The 18,618-nt window shown below is 64.5% G+C and carries 13 protein-coding genes; 5 read left to right on the top strand and 8 right to left on the bottom strand.

Annotated features, from left to right (window positions below):
- Positions 1-86: 86 nt before the first annotated feature.
- The 7 genes from pknB to E1H16_RS12295 are packed head-to-tail and all read right to left on the bottom strand — an operon-like array spanning position 87 to position 9,597.
- Entirely contained in the window at positions 87-2,042 is a 1,956-nt protein-coding gene (pknB, locus tag E1H16_RS12265) for a Stk1 family PASTA domain-containing Ser/Thr kinase (RefSeq protein ID WP_134324168.1), read from the bottom strand.
- Positions 2,039-3,598 (bottom strand): protein kinase domain-containing protein, encoded by a 1,560-nt coding sequence (locus E1H16_RS12270; RefSeq protein ID WP_134324169.1) that lies wholly within the window; start codon positions 3,596-3,598, stop codon positions 2,039-2,041. Before E1H16_RS12270 ends, pknB begins: the two co-directional genes overlap by 4 nt.
- Complete coding sequence (locus E1H16_RS12275) at positions 3,598-5,076, bottom strand: peptidoglycan D,D-transpeptidase FtsI family protein (protein ID WP_134324170.1); 1,479 nt, start codon at positions 5,074-5,076, stop codon at positions 3,598-3,600. The genes E1H16_RS12270 and E1H16_RS12275 overlap by 1 nt, the downstream gene beginning before the upstream one ends.
- Entirely contained in the window at positions 5,077-6,726 is a 1,650-nt protein-coding gene (locus tag E1H16_RS12280) for an FtsW/RodA/SpoVE family cell cycle protein (protein ID WP_243837840.1), read from the bottom strand.
- 2 nt (positions 6,727-6,728) lie between these two features.
- Positions 6,729-8,195: a PP2C family protein-serine/threonine phosphatase gene (locus tag E1H16_RS12285; protein WP_134324171.1), complete on the bottom strand. Its 1,467-nt coding sequence runs from the start codon at positions 8,193-8,195 to the stop codon at positions 6,729-6,731.
- Positions 8,192-8,680, bottom strand: coding sequence for an FHA domain-containing protein FhaB/FipA (locus E1H16_RS12290; protein ID WP_243837841.1), 489 nt, complete (start codon positions 8,678-8,680; stop codon positions 8,192-8,194). Before E1H16_RS12290 ends, E1H16_RS12285 begins: the two co-directional genes overlap by 4 nt.
- Positions 8,677-9,597, bottom strand: a complete 921-nt coding sequence (locus tag E1H16_RS12295) for an FhaA domain-containing protein (RefSeq protein WP_243837842.1) — start codon at positions 9,595-9,597, stop codon at positions 8,677-8,679. Before E1H16_RS12295 ends, E1H16_RS12290 begins: the two co-directional genes overlap by 4 nt.
- 370 nt (positions 9,598-9,967) lie before the next feature.
- Here E1H16_RS12295 and E1H16_RS12300 point away from each other — a divergent pair, with 370 nt between their 5' ends.
- Together E1H16_RS12300 and E1H16_RS12305 are read left to right on the top strand one after the other, a co-directional pair.
- Entirely contained in the window at positions 9,968-11,224 is a 1,257-nt protein-coding gene (locus E1H16_RS12300) for an ammonium transporter (protein ID WP_134324172.1), read from the top strand.
- A 403-nt stretch (positions 11,225-11,627) separates the two neighbouring features.
- Entirely contained in the window at positions 11,628-12,884 is a 1,257-nt protein-coding gene (locus E1H16_RS12305; protein WP_134324173.1) for an MFS transporter, read from the top strand.
- Positions 12,885-12,924: 40 nt separating this feature from the next.
- Here the strand turns inward: E1H16_RS12305 and E1H16_RS12310 are convergent, their stop codons facing one another.
- Entirely contained in the window at positions 12,925-13,557 is a 633-nt protein-coding gene (locus tag E1H16_RS12310) for a TetR/AcrR family transcriptional regulator (protein WP_134324174.1), read from the bottom strand.
- Between the two features lie 144 nt (positions 13,558-13,701).
- Here E1H16_RS12310 and E1H16_RS12315 point away from each other — a divergent pair, with 144 nt between their 5' ends.
- The 3 genes from E1H16_RS12315 to E1H16_RS12325 all read left to right on the top strand — a co-directional run bounded on the left by E1H16_RS12315 (position 13,702) and on the right by E1H16_RS12325 (position 18,562).
- Complete coding sequence (locus E1H16_RS12315) at positions 13,702-15,495, top strand: flavin-containing monooxygenase (RefSeq protein WP_134324175.1); 1,794 nt, start codon at positions 13,702-13,704, stop codon at positions 15,493-15,495.
- A 122-nt stretch (positions 15,496-15,617) separates the two neighbouring features.
- On the top strand, positions 15,618-17,417 hold the full coding sequence (locus E1H16_RS12320) for a flavin-containing monooxygenase (protein ID WP_134324176.1): 1,800 nt from the start codon (positions 15,618-15,620) through the stop codon (positions 17,415-17,417).
- Positions 17,417-18,562, top strand: coding sequence for a serine hydrolase domain-containing protein (locus tag E1H16_RS12325; RefSeq protein WP_134324177.1), 1,146 nt, complete (start codon positions 17,417-17,419; stop codon positions 18,560-18,562). The genes E1H16_RS12320 and E1H16_RS12325 overlap by 1 nt, the downstream gene beginning before the upstream one ends.
- The last annotated feature ends 56 nt before the right edge of the window (positions 18,563-18,618 follow it).

Here is an 18,618-nt window from a genome sequence, read left to right on the forward strand (position 1 = left end):
TTCGTCGGTTAGGTGTCGGGGGACGGCCGCTGAAGAGCAGGTGCGGGCCGCCGCCCTGGGTGCTCACGCAGCCCAGGGCGGGGCGACTAGTCCTCGGACGGCGAACTCGGTGATTCCGAACCGGACGGCGAGCTCGGTGATTCCGAATTGGACGGCGGCGGGCTCGACGTCTCGGTCACCTCCTGCGCGATCGTCAATTCGATCTGCGTGTCGACCGAGGCGGCTTCGCCGACCGGTGCCTGGTCGACGACTGTGCCTGGATCGTGGTCCTTGGAATCGGCTTCGCTGGCCGGGTTGGCGGCCACGTTCTCGAATCCGGCCTCATTCAGCGCCGCTACCGCCTCGTCCTGGGACATCCCTCGCACGTCCGGTACCTCGACATTCCCGGTACTGACCGTGATAGTGACTGTTGTCGATTGGTCAACCTTGGTGCCGGACTCCTGATCGGCGGCGATGACGGTTCCAGCAGCTTCCTTGCTGTCCTGCGTCTGCGCCGAGACCTGCAGTCCGGCGTCCTTGAGCGCCTTCTCGGCGTCCGCCTGCGCCATACCCACGACGGCCGGGACCTCGACCATGCCGTTGCTGACGAAGATCGTCACGGTGCTTGATTCCGGGGCAGAGGCGCCCGCCTCCGGGCTGGTGCTCACGACCGTCCCCGCAGGCTGCTTGCCGTCTTGCTCGATTGGGTTGACCGACAATCCTTCGGCTTCAAGAAGCTGCGTTGCCTCTTCCTGACTCTTACCCACCACGTCCGGAACGGAGACCTGAACGGGTCCGGCGCCCACCGACAAGTCGATGGCGGTTCCCGGGGCGACGGGGTCGTCGGCGCCCGGATTCTGCGACAGGACCTTGCCCTTCTGCTCCACCGAACTCGGCGTCTCTTCGACGTCGCCGACAGCCAGATCCTTCTCTTCGAGCGCGGTGGTCGCTTCTTCCAGCGTCATTCCGCTGAGCGAGGGCACGGGGACGTCCGGCACGGCTTCCTTCTCGTCGCCGCCGAGCAGTTTCGGCACGAGCAGGAACGCTGCCACGAGAATGACAGCCACCAGCGCTGCGAGCAGCGCCCAGGTCCGCTTGGAGACCCCGGACTTCTGTTCGTCGGTTTCGTCGACTGGCGCCGAGTCCGGGCTTGGTGGTTCCATCATGCCCGGGATGGCCTTGGTGGCTTCTTCTTCAGACAACACCGGCGCAGCGTGCACGGGCTCGCCCATGATCGCCCGGTCCAGGTCGTCCTGCATTTCAGCTGCGCTTTGATAGCGGTTGGCCGGATTCTTGCTCAACGCCTTCATCGTGATCGCATCGAGCGCGGGCGGTACGGCGGAATTATTCGCGCTAGGCACTCGCGGAATCTCGCGCACGTGCTGATAGGCGACCGCCACCGGTGAGTCGCCGGTGAACGGCGGGCTTCCGGTGAGCAGTTCGTACAGCACGCAGCCGGCGGCGTACACATCAGAGCGAGCATCGACGTTCCGTTCGCCGCGGGCTTGCTCGGGGGAGAGGTACTGCGCCGTACCGACGACGGCGGCGGTCGCTGTCATCGTGGCGGCGGTGTCCGAGACAGCGCGGGCGATACCGAAGTCCATGACCTTGACCCGACCCGCGGGCGTGATCATCACGTTGCCGGGCTTGACGTCGCGGTGCACGATTCCATTGCGGTGCGAGAAGTCCAGCGCTCCGCACATTTCGGCGACGATCCGCATCGCCTGCGGTGGTTCGAGGACCTCCTCCTGCCGCAGTAGGTCGCGCAGCGTCTGGCCCTCGACGTACTCCATGACGATGTACGGCGTCGGCGGGTCCGTGGTCGGGTCGGTTCCGGTGTCGAACACGGACACGATCGACGCGTGGTTCAGCGACGCGGCTGACTGACCCTCGCGCCGGAACCGGACCTGAAAGGTGTGGTCGCGGGCGAGGTCGGATCGCAGGATCTTGACCGCTACGTCGCGGCCGAGCCGGGTATCGCGTGCGAGATGGACCTCAGCCATGCCGCCGTACCCCAGCAGCCGGCCAACTTCGTATCGGTCACCGAGGATCGATGCGCTCATCGCAGGCTCTCCTTCAGCTCGGTGTGCGTGATGGTCAAGTGGGCGCTCCCTTGAGGCTCGCCGCTGTCGTCGGTCACCAGTACGAGGGTGATGGCGATAACTGCTGCGACGAGCAGTACGCCGAGGGCGATCCAGTACCAGGCCAGTGCGCGACGCTGGTTGCCCGTGGCGATTGCGGGCGGCGGCTGACGCACGACAGGCGGGAACATTCCGGTGCCGGTCTGCGGAGTCTGCTGCCTCGCGGCCGGTGGATGACCGGGTTGGCGCGCGGAAGAAGCATTACTCGGTGAGGACGCTGAAGCATTAAGGCCCGCAGGTACGCCCGGCGCGGGCGCGCTCGCCGGCGGACCTCCGGCCGGCGGTTTGCCGCCCGATTGTGCTGGGGGCATCGGGGCGGGTTGTCCGGACGGGCGCGGCGCCCTGGGCGGTTGCGCCCCGCCTGGGGGCGCGCCCGCACCCGGGCCGCCCGCACCCGGGCCGCGCGGCGTGACGGGCCGTGCCGGGTTCGGTGCTCCCGCGCCAGGGGGGCGGGTGCCACCACGTGTAGCGCCGGGACCTTGCGTGGCAGAACCTGCGGGGTTCGGCGTTTCCGGTGTCGGTACTGCAGTCGCCGTGCCGTGCTGCGGCGGGCCTGATTGGGCCGGCGGACGTAGCGGAGTTCCCGGCAGCTGTGTGCGTGCGGGTGCGTTCGGTCGAGGCGCGCGGATAACCGGCGGTGGTGGCATGTTCCCGGCCTGGACGGCGCGGATCACCGGGATCACGGTCGTGCCGTCGACATACCGCGCGTTCGGGTCCTTGCGCATCAGGACCTCGATCAACGTGCGGACGTGCGGCGGTACGTCGGCCGGTAGTGGGCGTGGATTCTCCCTGATCTGCGCCAGCGCGATCGCGACGGAATTGTCGCCGTCGAACGGGCGTGAGCCGGCCAGGCATTCGTACCCGACGACGCCCAGTGCGTAGATGTCGGAGGCCGGTTGGGCGGGCTTGCCCTCGGCCTGTTCCGGGGCGAGGTACTGCGCGGTGCCGACGACGGTGCCGCGTTCGGTCAGCGCGACTGAGTTCGCGGCGCGGGCGATGCCGAAGTCGGTGATTTTCAGGACGCCGTCGGGTCGGATGATCAGGTTTCCTGGCTTGATATCGCGGTGCACGATGTTCTCGCGATGCGCAGCGGCCAGCCCCATCGCCGTCTGCTCCAGATAGTCCAGCGTCCGATCGGGGGTGAGGCGGTGCTCGCGGGTGAGGATGTCGACCAGTGGCTTGCCCTCGACTAACTCCATGACCAGATAACACAGCCGCTCGGTGTCGTGCACCTGCTCGCCGTAGTCATACACGCTCGCGATGTTCGGATGCGAGAGCGATGCAGTGTTGCGCGCTTCGGCGCGGAACCGCTCCAGGAAGGTTTCGTCGCCGGTGAACTCGCTACGCAGGATCTTCGCGGCTACGACTCGGTGCAGGGTGGTGTCCTCGGCTCGCCATACCTGTCCCATGCCGCCGGTTGCGATCGGCGCGAGCAACTGATAGCGCTCACCGAGTCGAATTCCAGGCTTCACGCTCATCAGCCACCTCCCTGCTGGGAGTTCAGGTAGGCGGAAATGATCTGCGAGGCGATCGGAGCGGACATTTCGCCACCGGTCCCGCCGCCGTTGCGGATGAATACCGCGACCGCGATCTTCGGATCATCGGCGGGTGCGAATCCGGTGAACCAGGTGTGGTCGTTGACGCCTTCGGCTACCTCGGCGGTGCCGGTCTTACCAGCGACCGTGACGCCGGGAACCTGAGCTTGAGTACCGGATCCCTCCTGTACCACGCTGATCATCATTTCGGTGATGTCGTCGGCGATGTCCTCCGATACCGCCGCCGGGCCGAACTCCTCGGGCTCGGTCTTATCCAGCACCGACAGATCGGGGGCCTGTGTCTCGGCGACGAGATACGGCTTCATCAGCTGGCCGCCATTGGCGATGGTCGCCGACAACATCGCGCCCTGCATCACCGTGAACCGGACGTCACGCTGCCCGATTGCTGACTGCGCCAGTGACGCGTCGTCGGCGATCGGGCCGAGGGTGCTGCGTGAGACCGGCAGCGGCATGGACCAGGGCTCGTCATTGGCGCCGAACTTCGTCGCCATCTCCCGAAGGTTGTCCACGCCGATGTCCTCGACGGCCATTTGCGCGAACGTGGTGTTGCACGAGATCGCGAACGCGTGCATCAGCGTGGTCGTCCCGCTCGGCGAACACGACGAGTTGTCGAAGTTGCTCAGCGTCGTCTCGGTGCCCGGCAGCGTATAGAGGTCCGGGGCCGGGACCTGGTCGGTGATCTGCATGCCACCGTCGAGCGCCGCGGCCGAGTCAATGATCTTGAAGATCGAACCCGGGGGATAGTTCTCCGCGGTTGCCTGGTTGCTGCGCGGATCGGTGTCCATATCGCTGAGTTGCTGGGAGTACGCGCGGATGTCCGCCGAGGCATGCGAGGAGAGTTTGTTCGGGTCGTAACTTGGTGTGCTGACCAGGGCGAGGATCGCGCCCGTCTTCGGGTCGATCGCGACAGCGCCGCCAACTGCGGGTTGGCCATCGACCGTCAGTTCGGACAGTGCGTCGTACGCGGCTTGCTGCGCCGCCGGGTTGATCGTCAGGATGACGTTGCCGCCCTGCGGGTCGCGACCGGAAAACAGGTCTGACAGGTTGTTCCCCACGAGTCGATCGTCGGTGCCGGCGAGGACTTCGTTCTCGGCTTTTTCGATGCCGTCCGTGCCATAGATCATCGAGTAGTAACCGGTGATGGGGGCGTAGAGAGCGCCACCTGGGTACGTGCGCAAGTACTTCAGTCGACCTTCGGTCGGCTCGGACACCGCGATGGGCGTTCCGGCGACGACGATCGACCCCCGCTGATTCTGGTATTCGTTCAGCAGCACCCGGGTGTTCCCCGGGTCTTTCAGTAGCGCTTCACTGCGCACGACCTGCAGGTAGTTGAGGTTCAGCAGCAGCGCGCCGAACAGCAGCAGCGTGAAGAAGGCGAGTTTACGGACGGGCTTCTGCATCTACTCGCCTCCCTTCGCGGTGTCGGTTGTCTCGTCGGTGCCTGTTGGCTTCTCGGTTCCGGCCGCTGCGTCGGTGGTTTTCGACGCAGCGGTACCCGTTGGGCCGAATTGTGGTTGGCCCGCGGCGCCGCTCTGGAGGTTCGTTGAGGGCGTGGTGTTCTCATCCAAGAACGCGTCGCGGTGCCCTTGGGCGGCGCGGGCGCTGCGTTGGGTGCCGATCCGTGCTGCGTCGACCTGAGCCAACGCCATCGTTTGCTCGCTGATCGATCCGGCCGCGGCCGACTGCGTCGCCGGACGTCGGGCAGCATCCGATATCCGCATCAACAACGCGATCAATACAAAGTTCGCGACCAGTGATGATCCGCCGTACGACAGGAACGGCGTGGTCAGGCCGGTCAGCGGGATCAGGCCGGTGACGCCGCCGACGATCACGAATACCTGAAGGCCGACGGAGAAGGCCAACCCCGCGGCCAGCAGTCGGCCGAACGAGTCGCGCACGAGCAGCGAGATCCGGAAACCGCGCTCGACAATCACCACGTACAGCAACAGCAGCGCGGTGACGCCGACGAGCCCGAGTTCCTCACCGAGTGCGGCGACGATGAAGTCAGACTTGGGTAGCGGGACGTTGTCGGGGTGCCCGTTACCCCAGCCGGTGCCGAAGATTCCGCCGGTGCCGAATCCGAAAAGTGCCTGGCGCAGTTGATAACCGTCGTCGCCGGAGCCGAACGGGTCCAGCCACGCGGTAACGCGCTGTTGTACGTGGGTGAAGAGGGTATGTGCGACGACCGCGCCGCCGAGGAACATCACCAAACCGATGATGACCCAGGAGATCCGCTCCGTGGCGACGTACAGCAAGGCCACGAAGATGCCGAAGAACAGCAGGGACGAACCGAGATCTTTCTGCGCCATCAGCACCAGCAGGCTGAATGCCCAGATGATGACGATCGGTCCGAGGTCACGCATCCGCGGGAGCTCGAGGCCGAGGACCTTCTTGCTGGCCAGCGACAGCACGTCTCGCTTGGCCACGAGATAGCCGGAGAACGTGATCAGTAGGCAGATCTTCGCGAACTCGCCCGGTTGGATCGAGAATCCGGCGACCCGGATCCAAATCTTGGCGCCGTTGATCGTGGGCGCGATTGATTCGGGGAGCACCGCGGGCAGTGCCAGGAGCACCAGTCCGAGCGCGCCAAGGGTGTAGGTGAATCGGCCGAGGGTGCGGTGATCGCGGTAGACGACCAGCAGCGCACTGAACAACAGCACGCCGAGGATCATCCAGGCGATCTGCGGATTCGCGTCCGCACCCGGGTCGGGCAACCCCTCAGCGGCGGCGAACGTCTGCTCGGCGGAGTCCAGCCGCCGGATCATGACGAGGCCAACACCATTGAGTAAGGCCACGCTCGGCAGCAGCACTGGGTCGGCGTACGGCGCGGTGATCCGCACGACGATGTGCGCGACCCCCCAGACGGCGATGAATCCGAGGGCGTACCAGATCAGGTTCGGGTCGATCTGGTCCTCAAGGGTGAGGTCGGTGGCGATCTGCGCGGCGATCACGATGACGGTCGCGAACACCAGCATGAGCAGCTCGGCGCCGCGACGCTTGTGCATCGTCGGCGTCGGTGCGCCGGGGGGTCGGGTAGCGGTGGCGGTCACGATCACGCCCCCGGCCGGCAGTCGGTCGGTTGATTCTGGCCGTCCGCGGACGTGTTGGCATCCGCCGATGTCGACGCGGCTGATCCGGATGACGCGGCCGCACTGGATGAGGTGTTGCTGGCATTGGTGCCGCTTGAAGCGGCATCGCCGGAACTCGACGCGGAGGACCCCGACGATGACTGGTTGGCCGAAGACTGCGGCGCCGATGAACCTGACGTCGCCGATCCGGACGACGTGGCGGAATCGTCGTCCTCATCTTCTGGGCACAGCGGCAGTAGGTACTGGTCGAGCCGTTTGACGATCGCGCGCGCATCGTCGAGCGAATCAGCCGACACGCCGGCCTCGATGTCCCCGCGGGTGGCCTGCTGGAGGTCGCTGAGCTTGTAGTCGGTCGTCTCGGCCACCGAGTAGAGGTTGACCGGGCCGAGTTCGGCGTCCACCCCGTTGTAGATGACCACCTTGTCGCCGTCCGCGCCGACGAAGTACTGCGAGGCCACGTATGCGCGGCCGGTCACCGCGGCGGCGATCAGTACGGCGAACAGCGCGAGCAGAATCCACCAGCGCCGCCGCCGTCGCGGCTTCTCGGTCGGTTCCTCGTCATCGACTTCAGCGGGCTGCTCGTCCGGTTCGTCGCGTTTACCGATCAGGGCGGCGCGAGCAGCAGGGGAGTCGGCGCGGTCTTCGCGCTGGCTTTGGTTGCCACCGACAGCGCCGTCCACCACCGGGACGCCGTCGACCGTGTCCGATTCGTGGTCATCGACGAGGTCGGCGACGATGACGGTGACGTTATCGGGTCCGCCGGCGCGCAGCGCGAAGTCGACCAGTGCGTCCGCCGCCGGGCCGGGCGCCTCCGACGTACGCAGCACCTTCTCGATGCGTTCGGCCGAGACAAAACTAGACAGGCCATCACTGCACAACAGGTAGCGATCGCCCGCGCGTCCCTCGCGGATAGACAGGTCCGGGTCGACGTCCATTCCGTTGAGCGCGCGCAGGATGACCGAGCGCTGCGGGTGTACGTCGGCTTCTTCCTGAGTGATGCGGCCCTCGTCGATGAGCGCCTGCACGAACGTGTCGTCGTGGGTGAGTTGGTGCAGTTCATTGTCACGGAACAGGTAGGCACGGCTGTCGCCCACGTGACATACGCCGATTCGGCGTCCGTTGAACAGCATTGCGGTAAGCGTCGTGCCCATACCGTCAAGCTCGGGACGCTCGGCAACGGTCTCGCGCAAGATTTCGGTGCCGGTGTCGACTGCGCCGCGTAGCGCTTCCAACATGTCGCCGCCGGAGTCGTCCTCGTCCAGATATTCGATCGCGGAGATCACGATCCCGCTGGCGATCTCGCCGCCCACGTGCCCGCCCATACCGTCGGCGACCGCGAGCAATCGCGGACCGGCGAACACGGAGTCCTGGTTGTTGCTGCGTACCAGCCCGCGGTCAGAACGAGCGGCGTAGCGCAGGTACATCGTCATGCGCGAAGCTCGAGGACAGTCTTGCCGATGCGAATTGGTACGCCCATCGGCACGTGCAAAGGCGAGGAAACCCGCTGGCGGTCCAGATAGGTTCCGTTGGTCGACCCGAGGTCTTCGACCAGCCATTCGCCGTCACTGCGACGAGTGAGACGGGCGTGCCGGGAGCTGGCGAAGTCGTCGGTCAGGACAAGAGTCGAGTCATTAGCGCGGCCGATCAGAATCGGTGCCGTGCCCAGGTTGATTCGAGTGCCCATGAGCGCGCCCGCGATCACGACGAGCTGCTGCGGGGTGTTGCGGCGGGCAGAATTCGGCGCCTGCCGCGAGGCGGGCGGCGGCGTGTTTCCGCGCGGCGGAGACTGGATTGCCGACTTCGGCCGCGCCTCAGTGAGGTCGGCGCGGACCAGCCGGAAAATGAAGTACAGGAACAGCCACATCAGCGCGAGGAAACCAAAACGCATGATCTGGATGACGATCGCCGGGGTCACGTGGCGTCCTCCGGCTCGTATCGATAGACCAGGACGCTGCGGCCGACGCGGATCACGTCGCCGTGCCGCAATGCGGACCGGGAAACGCGTTTGCCGTTGACGAGCGTGCCGTTGGTGGATTGTAGGTCGATGACGGTGGCCAGCACGCCGTCCGTCGTGATCTCCGCGTGCTGGCGCGAAATGCCGGTGTCGGTGACCCGGACGTCCGCGGCCGAGCCGCGTCCAATGACGTTACGCCCCGGATGCAGGGCGACTCTCTTGTTCTCGGCGTCGATCACCAGCATGTGCTGGTAGGTGCTCGCCGAGCGCTGCGGCGGATTGTCCCGGCGCGCGGGTACGGATGGGCGGTAACTCGCGGCCGCCGGTTCATAGCCCGCTTCGAACCGGGGCGATGGCGGCGGCACAGGTGGCAATCCGGACGCCCGAGCAGCCGGCGATGGTGCCGGTCGGGAGTCAGGCGGCGGCAGATAGTCGTGCAGCGGGATGCTCGGTTCGGCGTCGTCCACGCGCGACTCGACCTGGAAGATCCCGGTGCGCAACGACTGGCTTTGCGCGAACTCGACCTTGACCGCGCCGTACGTCGAATAGCCCTCGGACGTGAAGTGCTCGCGGCAGATATCGCCGAGGCTACGGGTGAGCTGTCGCTCCCACTCTCTGAGGTGCGAGTAGTCGGTGTCGCCGAGCCACACGACGTACCGGTTGGGAACGAGCGTGCGTCCTTTGGCGATCTTGGTCGCGTTGTCATCGGCGTCCTGCTGCAATGCGCGAGCGATCTCGGCCGGGTGCACCTTGCCCTTGAACATCCGGGCAAACGCGTTGCCGACGCCGTGTTCGAGGCGCCTTTCGATACGCGAGAAGACTCCCATCGGGTCGGCGTCCTCCTTTTCAGCATGGTCGTCGGCGAGTGTCTGGGACACTAATGCCCGGTGGGTCGACGAGGCTCGCCGACCTCGCGGTGCCGGTAGTGTCTCGCGATCCACGACACACCGGCCTACATGGTATCCGGGCCGAGGATGCAGATCAGGGAACCGGCGTACTCCTCGCACTACCCGTCGCGCGGTGTCGTCCGCTAATCATTGGCCCCATGGACGGGTGTCCGCACGCGCAGCGCATCCGCGATCGTGCGCGAGAACACTCTCCGGCGGGTCCTTTCCCGACGCGGTGTTTACGTGGATGAAACGTAGCGCGCTGTGCTGGAACCTCCCGGTTACCTGCCTGACCTCATTCGACAACTCAGGAATTCCAGAATCCTTCCGAAGCTTGTCACTCGACCCGAGGAAGATTCCCATGGAGATAACACCCGGCGCCATAGGGTTTGGCGTCATCGCCACCGCCCTGGTGCTTTTTATGACACCCGGTCTCGCGTTCTTCTACGGTGGACTAGTCCGCTCCAAGAGCGTCATCAGCATGATGATGATGAGCTTTGGATCCATGGGGCTGGTCGCCGTGCTCTGGATTCTCTATGGCTACAACATGTCGGCCGTCGAGACGCCTTGGGGCTTTGCCGGTAACCCGTTCTCCGACTTCGGACTGAGCTCGCTGGCTTCCAGCGCGACCGCCAACGTCGACCTCGTTGGAGTCGGGTTCGGTGCGACGTTCGCGATCATCACCATCGCGCTGATCTCCGGTGCGATCGCCGACCGCGCGAAGTTCTGGTCGTGGATGGTGTTCGCAGGCGTGTTTGCCACGCTGGGCTACTTCCCGATCGCTTCGTGGGTGTGGGGCGGCGGCTGGATCATGAACCTCGGCGAGACGCTCAACCTGCCGGAGGTCATTGACTACGCCGGCGGTACGGCCGTTCACATCAACGCTGGCGCGGCAGCGCTCGCGCTCGCATTGGTTCTCGGCAAGCGGGTCGGATTCGCCAAGGGATCGCACAAGCCGCACAACGTCCCGTTCGTGATGCTCGGCGCGGCCATCCTGTGGTTCGGCTGGTTCGGATTCAACGTGGGCGCTGAGTGGCTCAACGGGCTCGGCGGTGCCGGCCTGATTGCGGTGAACACGCTGGGGGCGACCGCCGCAGCGATCGTTGGCTGGGTCGTCGTCGAGAAGTTCAAGTCCGGTAAGGCCACCAGCGTCGGCGCCGCCAGCGGTGCGGTTGCCGGTCTGGTCGCGATCACCCCGGCGTGCGCCAACCTCAGCCCTGGTTGGGCATTGCTGCTCGGCGTCATCTCCGGTGCCCTCTGCGCGGTCGCGATCGAGTTGAAGTACAAGCTCGGATTCGATGATTCGCTCGACGTCGTGGGCATCCACCTGGTCGCAGGCATGCTGGGCACCCTTTACCTGGGCCTGTTCGCGATCGATACCGGCCTGTTCACCGGTGGTGACTTCGGTCAGATGGTCGTGCAGTTCATCGCCGCGATCGTGGTTCTGGTGTACGCGTTCGTGCTGGCTTACGTCATCGGCCAGTTGATCGAGAAGACCATCGGCTTCCGAGTTACGGACGAGGATGAACTCGCAGGTGTCGACAAGATCGTGCACGGCGAAGAGGCGTACGACTACGAGTTCGACTTTGAACGCGAGAAGGAGAAGGTCGGAGTCTGATTTCACCGCCACGGTGCAGCCGGTCTCGTGCAGGTCTAGTGCGCGAAACCGGCTGCACCGTGTTTCGGGTCGGCACGGAGTCGCCCGAGCCACCGACGAAGCCTGATTCGTACGCGACCACGACAGCGGCGTGCGGTCGCGTGCGCGAGCGGCGGTCAGCCTGCTGAATACGCAGAGCAGGAGCCTACTTGTCGGCGATACGTGGATGAGACGCCGCTGAGACAGCGTCTTCAGCGAGCAAACCCCTGCCTCCGGCGCGTGGACGTCGACACGGGAGTCAGGAATCTTGATTTGCCTGGTGACCGCGGGCCTAGGATGTGGTCGAAGCCCGGCGTTCACGGGCGACATCGACGGCCAAATTGAGCCTATCGGCAGAAGCTGGCCGATTAGTGGAGGCGCCAGGGTGCCGAGAGAGCAACGTGGCCCGGAAGCCGCGGGCCCGTCTCGCCCTTTCTACGGCTGGTGGATGGTGCTCGCCTGCCTGGTCATCGCGGTCGTCGGCTGGTCGTTGACCATCTTCGGCATGGGTGTGTACATCCATGTTCTGGCCGACGAGCGAGACTTCTCGATCGGATCGGTCTCCTCGGCCGTGACGATGTCCTACCTGGTCAGTGCGTTGTGCCTGATGAGCGTGGGCGCGGCGGTTGCTCGATGGGGACCGAAACCGGTCATCGCCTTTGGTGCGGTAGCCCTGGGTTCGGCCGTTCTCGCCTTGTCGTTCGTCAGCGAGATCTGGCACGTCTTCGTTCTGTTTGCGTTTATGGGGATTGGGCAGGCATGTCTGTCCACGACAGCGATCAGCACAACGCTCGCGCCCTGGTTCGACCGACATCAAGGCCGAGCAGTATCCACCGCGCTGTTGGGCGCGAGCATCGGTGGCATCATCGGCACTCCGCTGTTGTTGTCTGCCGTCAGCGCCCTCGGCTTTCAACGCGCGCTATTAATTGCCAGTCTCTGCCCGATCGTCATCCTGATACCGATTGCGATATTTGTCCTGAAGAAGACTCCTCAGGAGATTGGGCTCTTGCCCGATGGTGACGGGCACTCGCAACACACCACCAGCAATGCTCAGCCGCGATGGACGCGACGAGGCGCGATGGCAACCCGACAACTACGTACGCAGACCTTCGCGTTTGCGATCGGGCTCTTCGTGCAGGTCGGTTTCTTGAGCCACCACGTCCCGATGATGGCGCCGACGCTGGGCGAGGCGGGAGCGTCGATCGCGGTGTCCGCGGCAGCCGTGTCGGCTTTTGTCGGGCGTGTGGCGTTGGCCCGATTCGCGGATCGGATCGACGTGCGATTGACCGCGGGCGGCGTCTTGGCACTCGCGGCGTTATCACTCGCGCTCATGGCCGTCGTGACGTCACCGGCAGGCCTGCTCATCGCGAGCGTTTGTTACGGCCTGACCACCGGGAACGTGACGACCCTTCCGCCGTTGATTGCTCGCCGTGAATTTGGTGCCGCCTCGTTCGGGGCCGTGTTTGGGGTTGCATCTGCGATGGTGGCGTTCGCGATGGGTTTCGGGCCCGCGTTCTACGGAGTACTGCGGGATGCTTTCGGTAGCTACGGTGCGGTGTTGGCCATTGCCGCAGTCCTGGACCTGATCGCCGCGGGAGTTGTCATCTGGGGTGGGCGCAAGCCGCTGACTCCCGCCCGATAATCCGCAAGTCGAAAGCCCAATGGTCCGACCGGTCGAGAACCTAGGAACGTGCGGTAGCGGGAATCAGCGCTGCGTACGGCGCGGGATGATAGCCCTGTAGGCAGTGCTCAATGGTTCCGTCCAGCAAGCCCCGGAGGTCGGCGTCCGGGGTATCGATCCACCACGCGACTGCGCCGGTCAATTGCATCAGCACGGTGTACCCGATCAGTTGTGGAGGTAGCGGCGAGTGCAGTTCTCCGCGCTCGCGGACTGCTGTGATCACGCCGATCGCGACCTCAAGCGTCTGTGCGAATACTCGTCGTGACGGCCGGGCGATCGAGCCTGACTCACGACCGATCGCCAGCATCCCCGCGCTTGCGTCGGCCCACATCGCGAATAGTCCGTCACCGATCGCGCGCAGCAACTCCGGCAATCCGATGTCGTTCGAGACAGCATGCCGACCCACGTCCAGTCCGAGCTGGGATCGGACGTCGGCTGCCACCCGTACGTCGACCTCTCGGATCAACCCCGTTTTGGTCTCGTAGTACCGGAAGAACGTTGCTCGGCCGACGCCGGCGGCCGAGCAGACGTCCTCGACGGATGTCGCGTCGTACCCGCGCTCGTCGAACAGCGCCACGGCGGCATCGAAGATCGCCGCTTGAGTCAGACGCCGCCGCTCGGTGTGCCGCGTCACAGGCGCTCCGCCAAATCGGTAGCCATCCGTGCTCCATCTCCATCAAAAGACCGTCAGAGTGTATTGACCGCTCCACCAAATATGAGACAGAATCTCATAAAACTTCCGCTCGCGGGCCGAGCACCCAGGAATGAACGGTGAACCATGACCAGCATCAAAGACGAACTTGAGTTCGATATCGAGGAACTCCGTGAGAAGTACGCCGTCGAGCGTGCCCGGCGTATCCGTGAGGACGGTTCGGCGCAGTACCTCGAGGTCAGCGGTCAGCACGCGAAGTACGACGAAGAGGACCCGTACGCCGACGCGTCGTACCGCCGCGATCCGATCACCGAAGAAGTCGAGGCGATCATCATCGGCGGTGGCTTCAGCGGCCTGCTCGCCAGCGCGCGCCTGATGGAAGCAGGCGTAGAGGACTTCCGCGTCATCGAGGCCGCCGCCGACTTCGGCGGCACCTGGTACTGGAACCGCTACCCGGGCGCGCAGTGCGATATCGAGTCGTACTGCTACCTGCCGCTACTGGAAGAGCTCAACTACATGCCCAAGGAGAAGTACTCCTTCGGCGACGAGATCTACGAACACGCACAGCGCGTCGGACACCACTACGGGTTGTACGAGCGCACCTACTTCCAGACCCGCGTGCGCGATATGACCTGGAATGATGAGCAGCAGCGCTGGCTGGTCACCACCGACCGCGGCGACGATATCCGAGCCCGGTTTGTGATCAACGCCGTCGGCCCTGCTAGTCGCCCGAAACTCCCCGGCATCCCGGGCATCGACGACTTCGAGGGACATTCGTTCCACACCAGCCGGTGGGATTACAACTACACCGGCGGCGATGCCAACGGCGGTATGACGAAGCTGAACGACAAGAAGGTCGCCATCATCGGCACCGGCGCTACCGCGATCCAGTGCGTCCCGCGGACCGCGAACGACGCCGAGCACCTCTACGTTTTCCAGCGGACGCCGTCCGCGGTCAACCCGCGCGGGAACAAGCCGACCGATCCTCAGTGGTGGGCCAGCCTGAAGCCAGGCTGGCAGCACGAGCGCCGCGACAACTTCGGCGGCATTGTGATGGGTGAGCAGCGCGAAGTTGACCTGGTGCAGGACGGCTGGACCGACATGGCCGCCAAACTGCGCCAAATGCCTAAGGCGGAGTCCAAGGAAGAATTGGCGCTGCTGTTGGAGATCGCGGACTTCCGCAAGATGAACGATGTACGCGCCCGGGTCGACGAGGTCGTCACGAATCCGGTGATCGCTGAACAGCTCAAGCCGTACTACAAGTTCCTGTGCAAGCGCCCGACGTTCAACGACGAGTTCCTGCCGGCGTTCAACCGCGACAACGTCACCCTGGTGGACGTCAGCGACTCCAAGGGAGTCGAGCGGATCACCCCGAAGGGCGTTATCGCGAACGGCAAGGAGTACGAGGTCGACTGCATCATCTACGCATCCGGCTTCGAGATCACCACGCAATTCAAGCGTCGCATCGGTTACGAGGTCATCGGCCGGGATGGGCAGTCGCTGCTGGATGAGTGGACCGAGAACATGCGTACGCTGCACGGGTTCATGTCGCGTGGCTACCCGAACTGGTTCTACATCGGCCTGACCCAGAACGCGTTCAGCGTGAATATGACCTTCATGTTCGACGAGCAGGCCAGGCACATTGCGTACTTGATCGCCGAAACGAAACGGCGCGGTGCCTCGTCCCTCGAGCCGACCGAGAAGGGCCAGGACGACTGGGTGTCGGTCATCGAAGACGTGCAGCTGGTCGACAACTACTTCGATACCTGCACGCCCGGGTATTACAACGATGAAGGTAAAGGCCCGGGCCGCGGCACCGGACGTTTCGGACCTGGAATCGTCAAGTTCAATGCGCTGCTTGAGGAGTGGCGCAACGAAGGGTCGATGAAGGGCATAGAACTGCATAAAGCCCATGGCTGACCCGCGCACACCTTAGACCTCTCTCGGGGATCGGACTGGATAATCCAGCCCGATCCCCGAGCTTGCGTTGCGTGTCCTGTCGATACGGACGGCAACCGGCCCAGTAGTAGTAAAGGCGGAAAATGAGCACGACCACACCAGATAACGACTTTGACTTCGACGTCGAGGAACTGCGCGCCAAGTATCGGCACGAACGTGATCGCCGGATGCGTGACGACGGCTCGGACCAGTTCCACGAAATGGTCGGGAGCCGACTGAAGTACCACGAGCACGACCCGTTCGCAGATCCGAACTTCACTCGTGATCCCGTCACAGCGGACGTCGAAGTCCTGATTATCGGCGCCGGGTTCAGCGGGCTCTTGGCGAGCGCCCGTCTGATGCAACAAGGTATCGAAGACTTCCAGATCGTTGAGGCCGGCGCCGACTTCGGCGGCACGTGGTACTGGAATCGCTACCCTGGCGCGCAGTGCGACACCGAGGCGTACATGTACCTGCCGCTGCTGGAAGAGCTCGGTTACATGCCGAAGGAGAAGTACGCCTACGGCACCGAGATCATCCAGCACGCGAGCCGCGTTGGAGAGCATTTCGGGCTGTACGAGCGCACGCATTTCCAGACCCGAGTCCGTGGGCTGCATTGGGGCGAGCAGGCGAAACGCTGGATCATCGAGACCGATCGTGGCGACGACTTACGTGCCCAGTTCGTGATCACCGCGATCGGCCCGGCCAGCCGTGCTCGACTTCCCGGAATCGACGGAATTGAGGACTTCGAGGGACATTCGTTCCACACCAGCCGATGGGACTACAACTACACCGGCGGGGATACCACCGGCGGAATGAGCAAGCTGAACGATAAGAAGGTCGCGATCATCGGTACCGGCGCCACAGCGGTACAGGTGATACCGCGCGTCGCTCAGGACGCCGAGCACCTCTACGTGTTCCAGCGGACGCCGTCCGCCGTCGCTGAACGGATGAACAAACCCACCGATCCCGACTGGTTCGCCAGCCTCGAGCCCGGATGGCAACGCAAACGCCGCGCGAACTTTGAAGCGATCCGATCCTTCAAACCGGTCGAGGAGGACTTGATCCAAGACGGCTGGACCAGGCTCGCGGCTAAGCTCCGTTCGATGGGGGACGCGAGTGATCCCGAGCAGGCCCGAGAAATGTTCGAACTCGCGGACTTCTGGCGTATGGAAGAGATCCGCAACCGCGTTGCCGAGGTGGTCACCAACCCGCACGCGGCCGAGGCGCTGAAGCCGTACTACAAGTTCTTCTGCAAACGCCCGACCTTCAACGACGAATTCCTTCCAGCGTTCAACCGCGACAACGTCGAGTTGATCGACGTGTCCGATGCCAAGGGCATCGACCGGATCACCCGCAAGGGCGTCGTCGCGAACGGTAAGGAATACGAGGTCGACTGCATCGTCTACGCGTCTGGATTCGAACTCACCTCGAAGTTCAGCCGGCGGATCAGCTTCGACGTACTCGGACGCGACGGTCAGTCGTTGGTGCAGGAGTGGTCGACGAAGATGCGGACCTTGCACGGGTTCATGTCGCGCGGCTACCCGAACTGGTTCTACATCGGTCTGACCCAGAACGCGTTCAGCGTCAACATGACGGCCATGTTTGACGAGCAGGCTCAGCACATCGCGTACATCATCGCCGAAACCAAGCGCCGCGGCGGTGTGACGATCGAACCGACCGAACAAGCGCAAGAGGACTGGTTCGAGGAGGTTAAGCAGTCACAGTTCATCGACACCTACTACGACGACTGCACCCCGGGCTACTTCAACGACGAAGGCCGCAGCAAGGCCTCACGCGGCACCGGCCGATACGGAGCCGGATTCGACACGTTCAACCAAACCATTGAAGACTGGCGCAACGAGGGATCGATGGCCGGTATGGAAATTCGTAAGGAGTCCTGATGCCTGAGATCCACGGCCGAGTCGAGCCTGGGTTCGAAGCAGTACGCGACGCGTTCGCCAAGAACTTCGAGCTATATGAGGAAGTTGGCGCCTCGTTCTGTCTGTACAAGGACGGCGCACCGGTCGTCGATATCTGGGGCGGTGTAGCAGATAAGGAGACCGGACGCGAGTGGGGCGAGGACGCTGCAGCGGTCGTCTTCTCGACCACGAAGGGTGCGGTCGCTATCTGCCTGCACCTGCTCGTGCAGCGCGGACAGATCTCCTTGGACGAGCCGGTGTCGACGTACTGGCCGGAGTTCGCGACCAACGGTAAGGCGGCGGTGACGGTGCGGCAGTTGGCCTCGCACCAGACCGGTCTGTTCGCGATTCCGGAAGGCGTGACGCTGGAAGGTCTGTACAGTTGGGATCCGATCGTCTCCGCGCTCGCCGCAGCCGCGCCTGCCTGGGAACCGGGTGCGGCCCACGGCTATCACGCGCTGACCTACGGCTGGCTGGTCGGCGAGGTCGTACGACGGGTCAGTGGTCGTAGCATTGGTGAGTTCTTCGCCGCCGAGGTGGCCGCTCCGCTCGGTCTGGATTTTTGGATCGGACTGCCGGAGGCCGAGGAACCGCGCGTGGCTGTGCTCGACTTCGCGCCGCCGCCGGACTTGCCGCCGGAGCAGGCCGAAGCGTTGGCCAAGGTGCTCGGCCCAGGATCGCCGTTCTGGTTGGCAAGCGGCCGCGGGTTGCTCGGTCAGCCGTCGTACAACACAAGGGAATTGCGGGCAGCACAGGTACCCGGAGCAGGGGGAGTGGGCACCGCCCGCTCGCTCGCCCGGATGTACGCCGCGACCATCGGCGAGGTGGACGGCGTACGGCTGTTGGAACGCGCGAGTGTCGATGTTGCGCGCACTGAGGTTTCGTCCGGAGCCGATCAGGTGTTGGCGATGCCGACGAACTTCGGCACCGGTTTCATGGTTCCGGGCGGGTCGTTCATCCTGTACGACGAGCACTCGTACGGGCACTACGGCGCCGGGGGGTCGGTGGGCCTGGCCTCACCGGAAGCCGGGCTGGCGTTCGGATACGTTCCGAACCGAATGACGTCCAGCCTGATCGGTGATCCTCGGACGCAATCGTTGTTTGCCGCGGTCCGCAGCAGCCTGTAGTTCGTCGTAGTGTCGCGCGTCGAGGTGATGGTGCGACGCGCGGCCACGGCCGCGGG

Origin of the sequence: Cumulibacter soli (assembly GCF_004382795.1) — a bacterium.
Classification (GTDB): Bacteria; Actinomycetota; Actinomycetes; order Mycobacteriales; family Antricoccaceae; genus Cumulibacter; species Cumulibacter soli.

What these genes read in the sequence shown, in the direction of transcription:
- E1H16_RS12300 (WP_134324172.1), top strand. Translation starts at nt 9,968, where the DNA reads ATGGAGATAACACCCGGCGCCATAGGGTTTGGCGTCATCGCCACCGCC.
- E1H16_RS12275 (WP_134324170.1), bottom strand. Translation starts at nt 5,076, where the DNA reads ATGCAGAAGCCCGTCCGTAAACTCGCCTTCTTCACGCTGCTGCTGTTC.
- E1H16_RS12315 (WP_134324175.1), top strand. Translation starts at nt 13,702, where the DNA reads ATGACCAGCATCAAAGACGAACTTGAGTTCGATATCGAGGAACTCCGT.
- E1H16_RS12285 (WP_134324171.1), bottom strand. Translation starts at nt 8,195, where the DNA reads ATGACGATGTACCTGCGCTACGCCGCTCGTTCTGACCGCGGGCTGGTA.
- E1H16_RS12325 (WP_134324177.1), top strand. Translation starts at nt 17,417, where the DNA reads ATGCCTGAGATCCACGGCCGAGTCGAGCCTGGGTTCGAAGCAGTACGC.
- E1H16_RS12270 (WP_134324169.1), bottom strand. Translation starts at nt 3,598, where the DNA reads ATGAGCGTGAAGCCTGGAATTCGACTCGGTGAGCGCTATCAGTTGCTC.
- E1H16_RS12320 (WP_134324176.1), top strand. Translation starts at nt 15,618, where the DNA reads ATGAGCACGACCACACCAGATAACGACTTTGACTTCGACGTCGAGGAA.
- pknB (WP_134324168.1), bottom strand. Translation starts at nt 2,042, where the DNA reads ATGAGCGCATCGATCCTCGGTGACCGATACGAAGTTGGCCGGCTGCTG.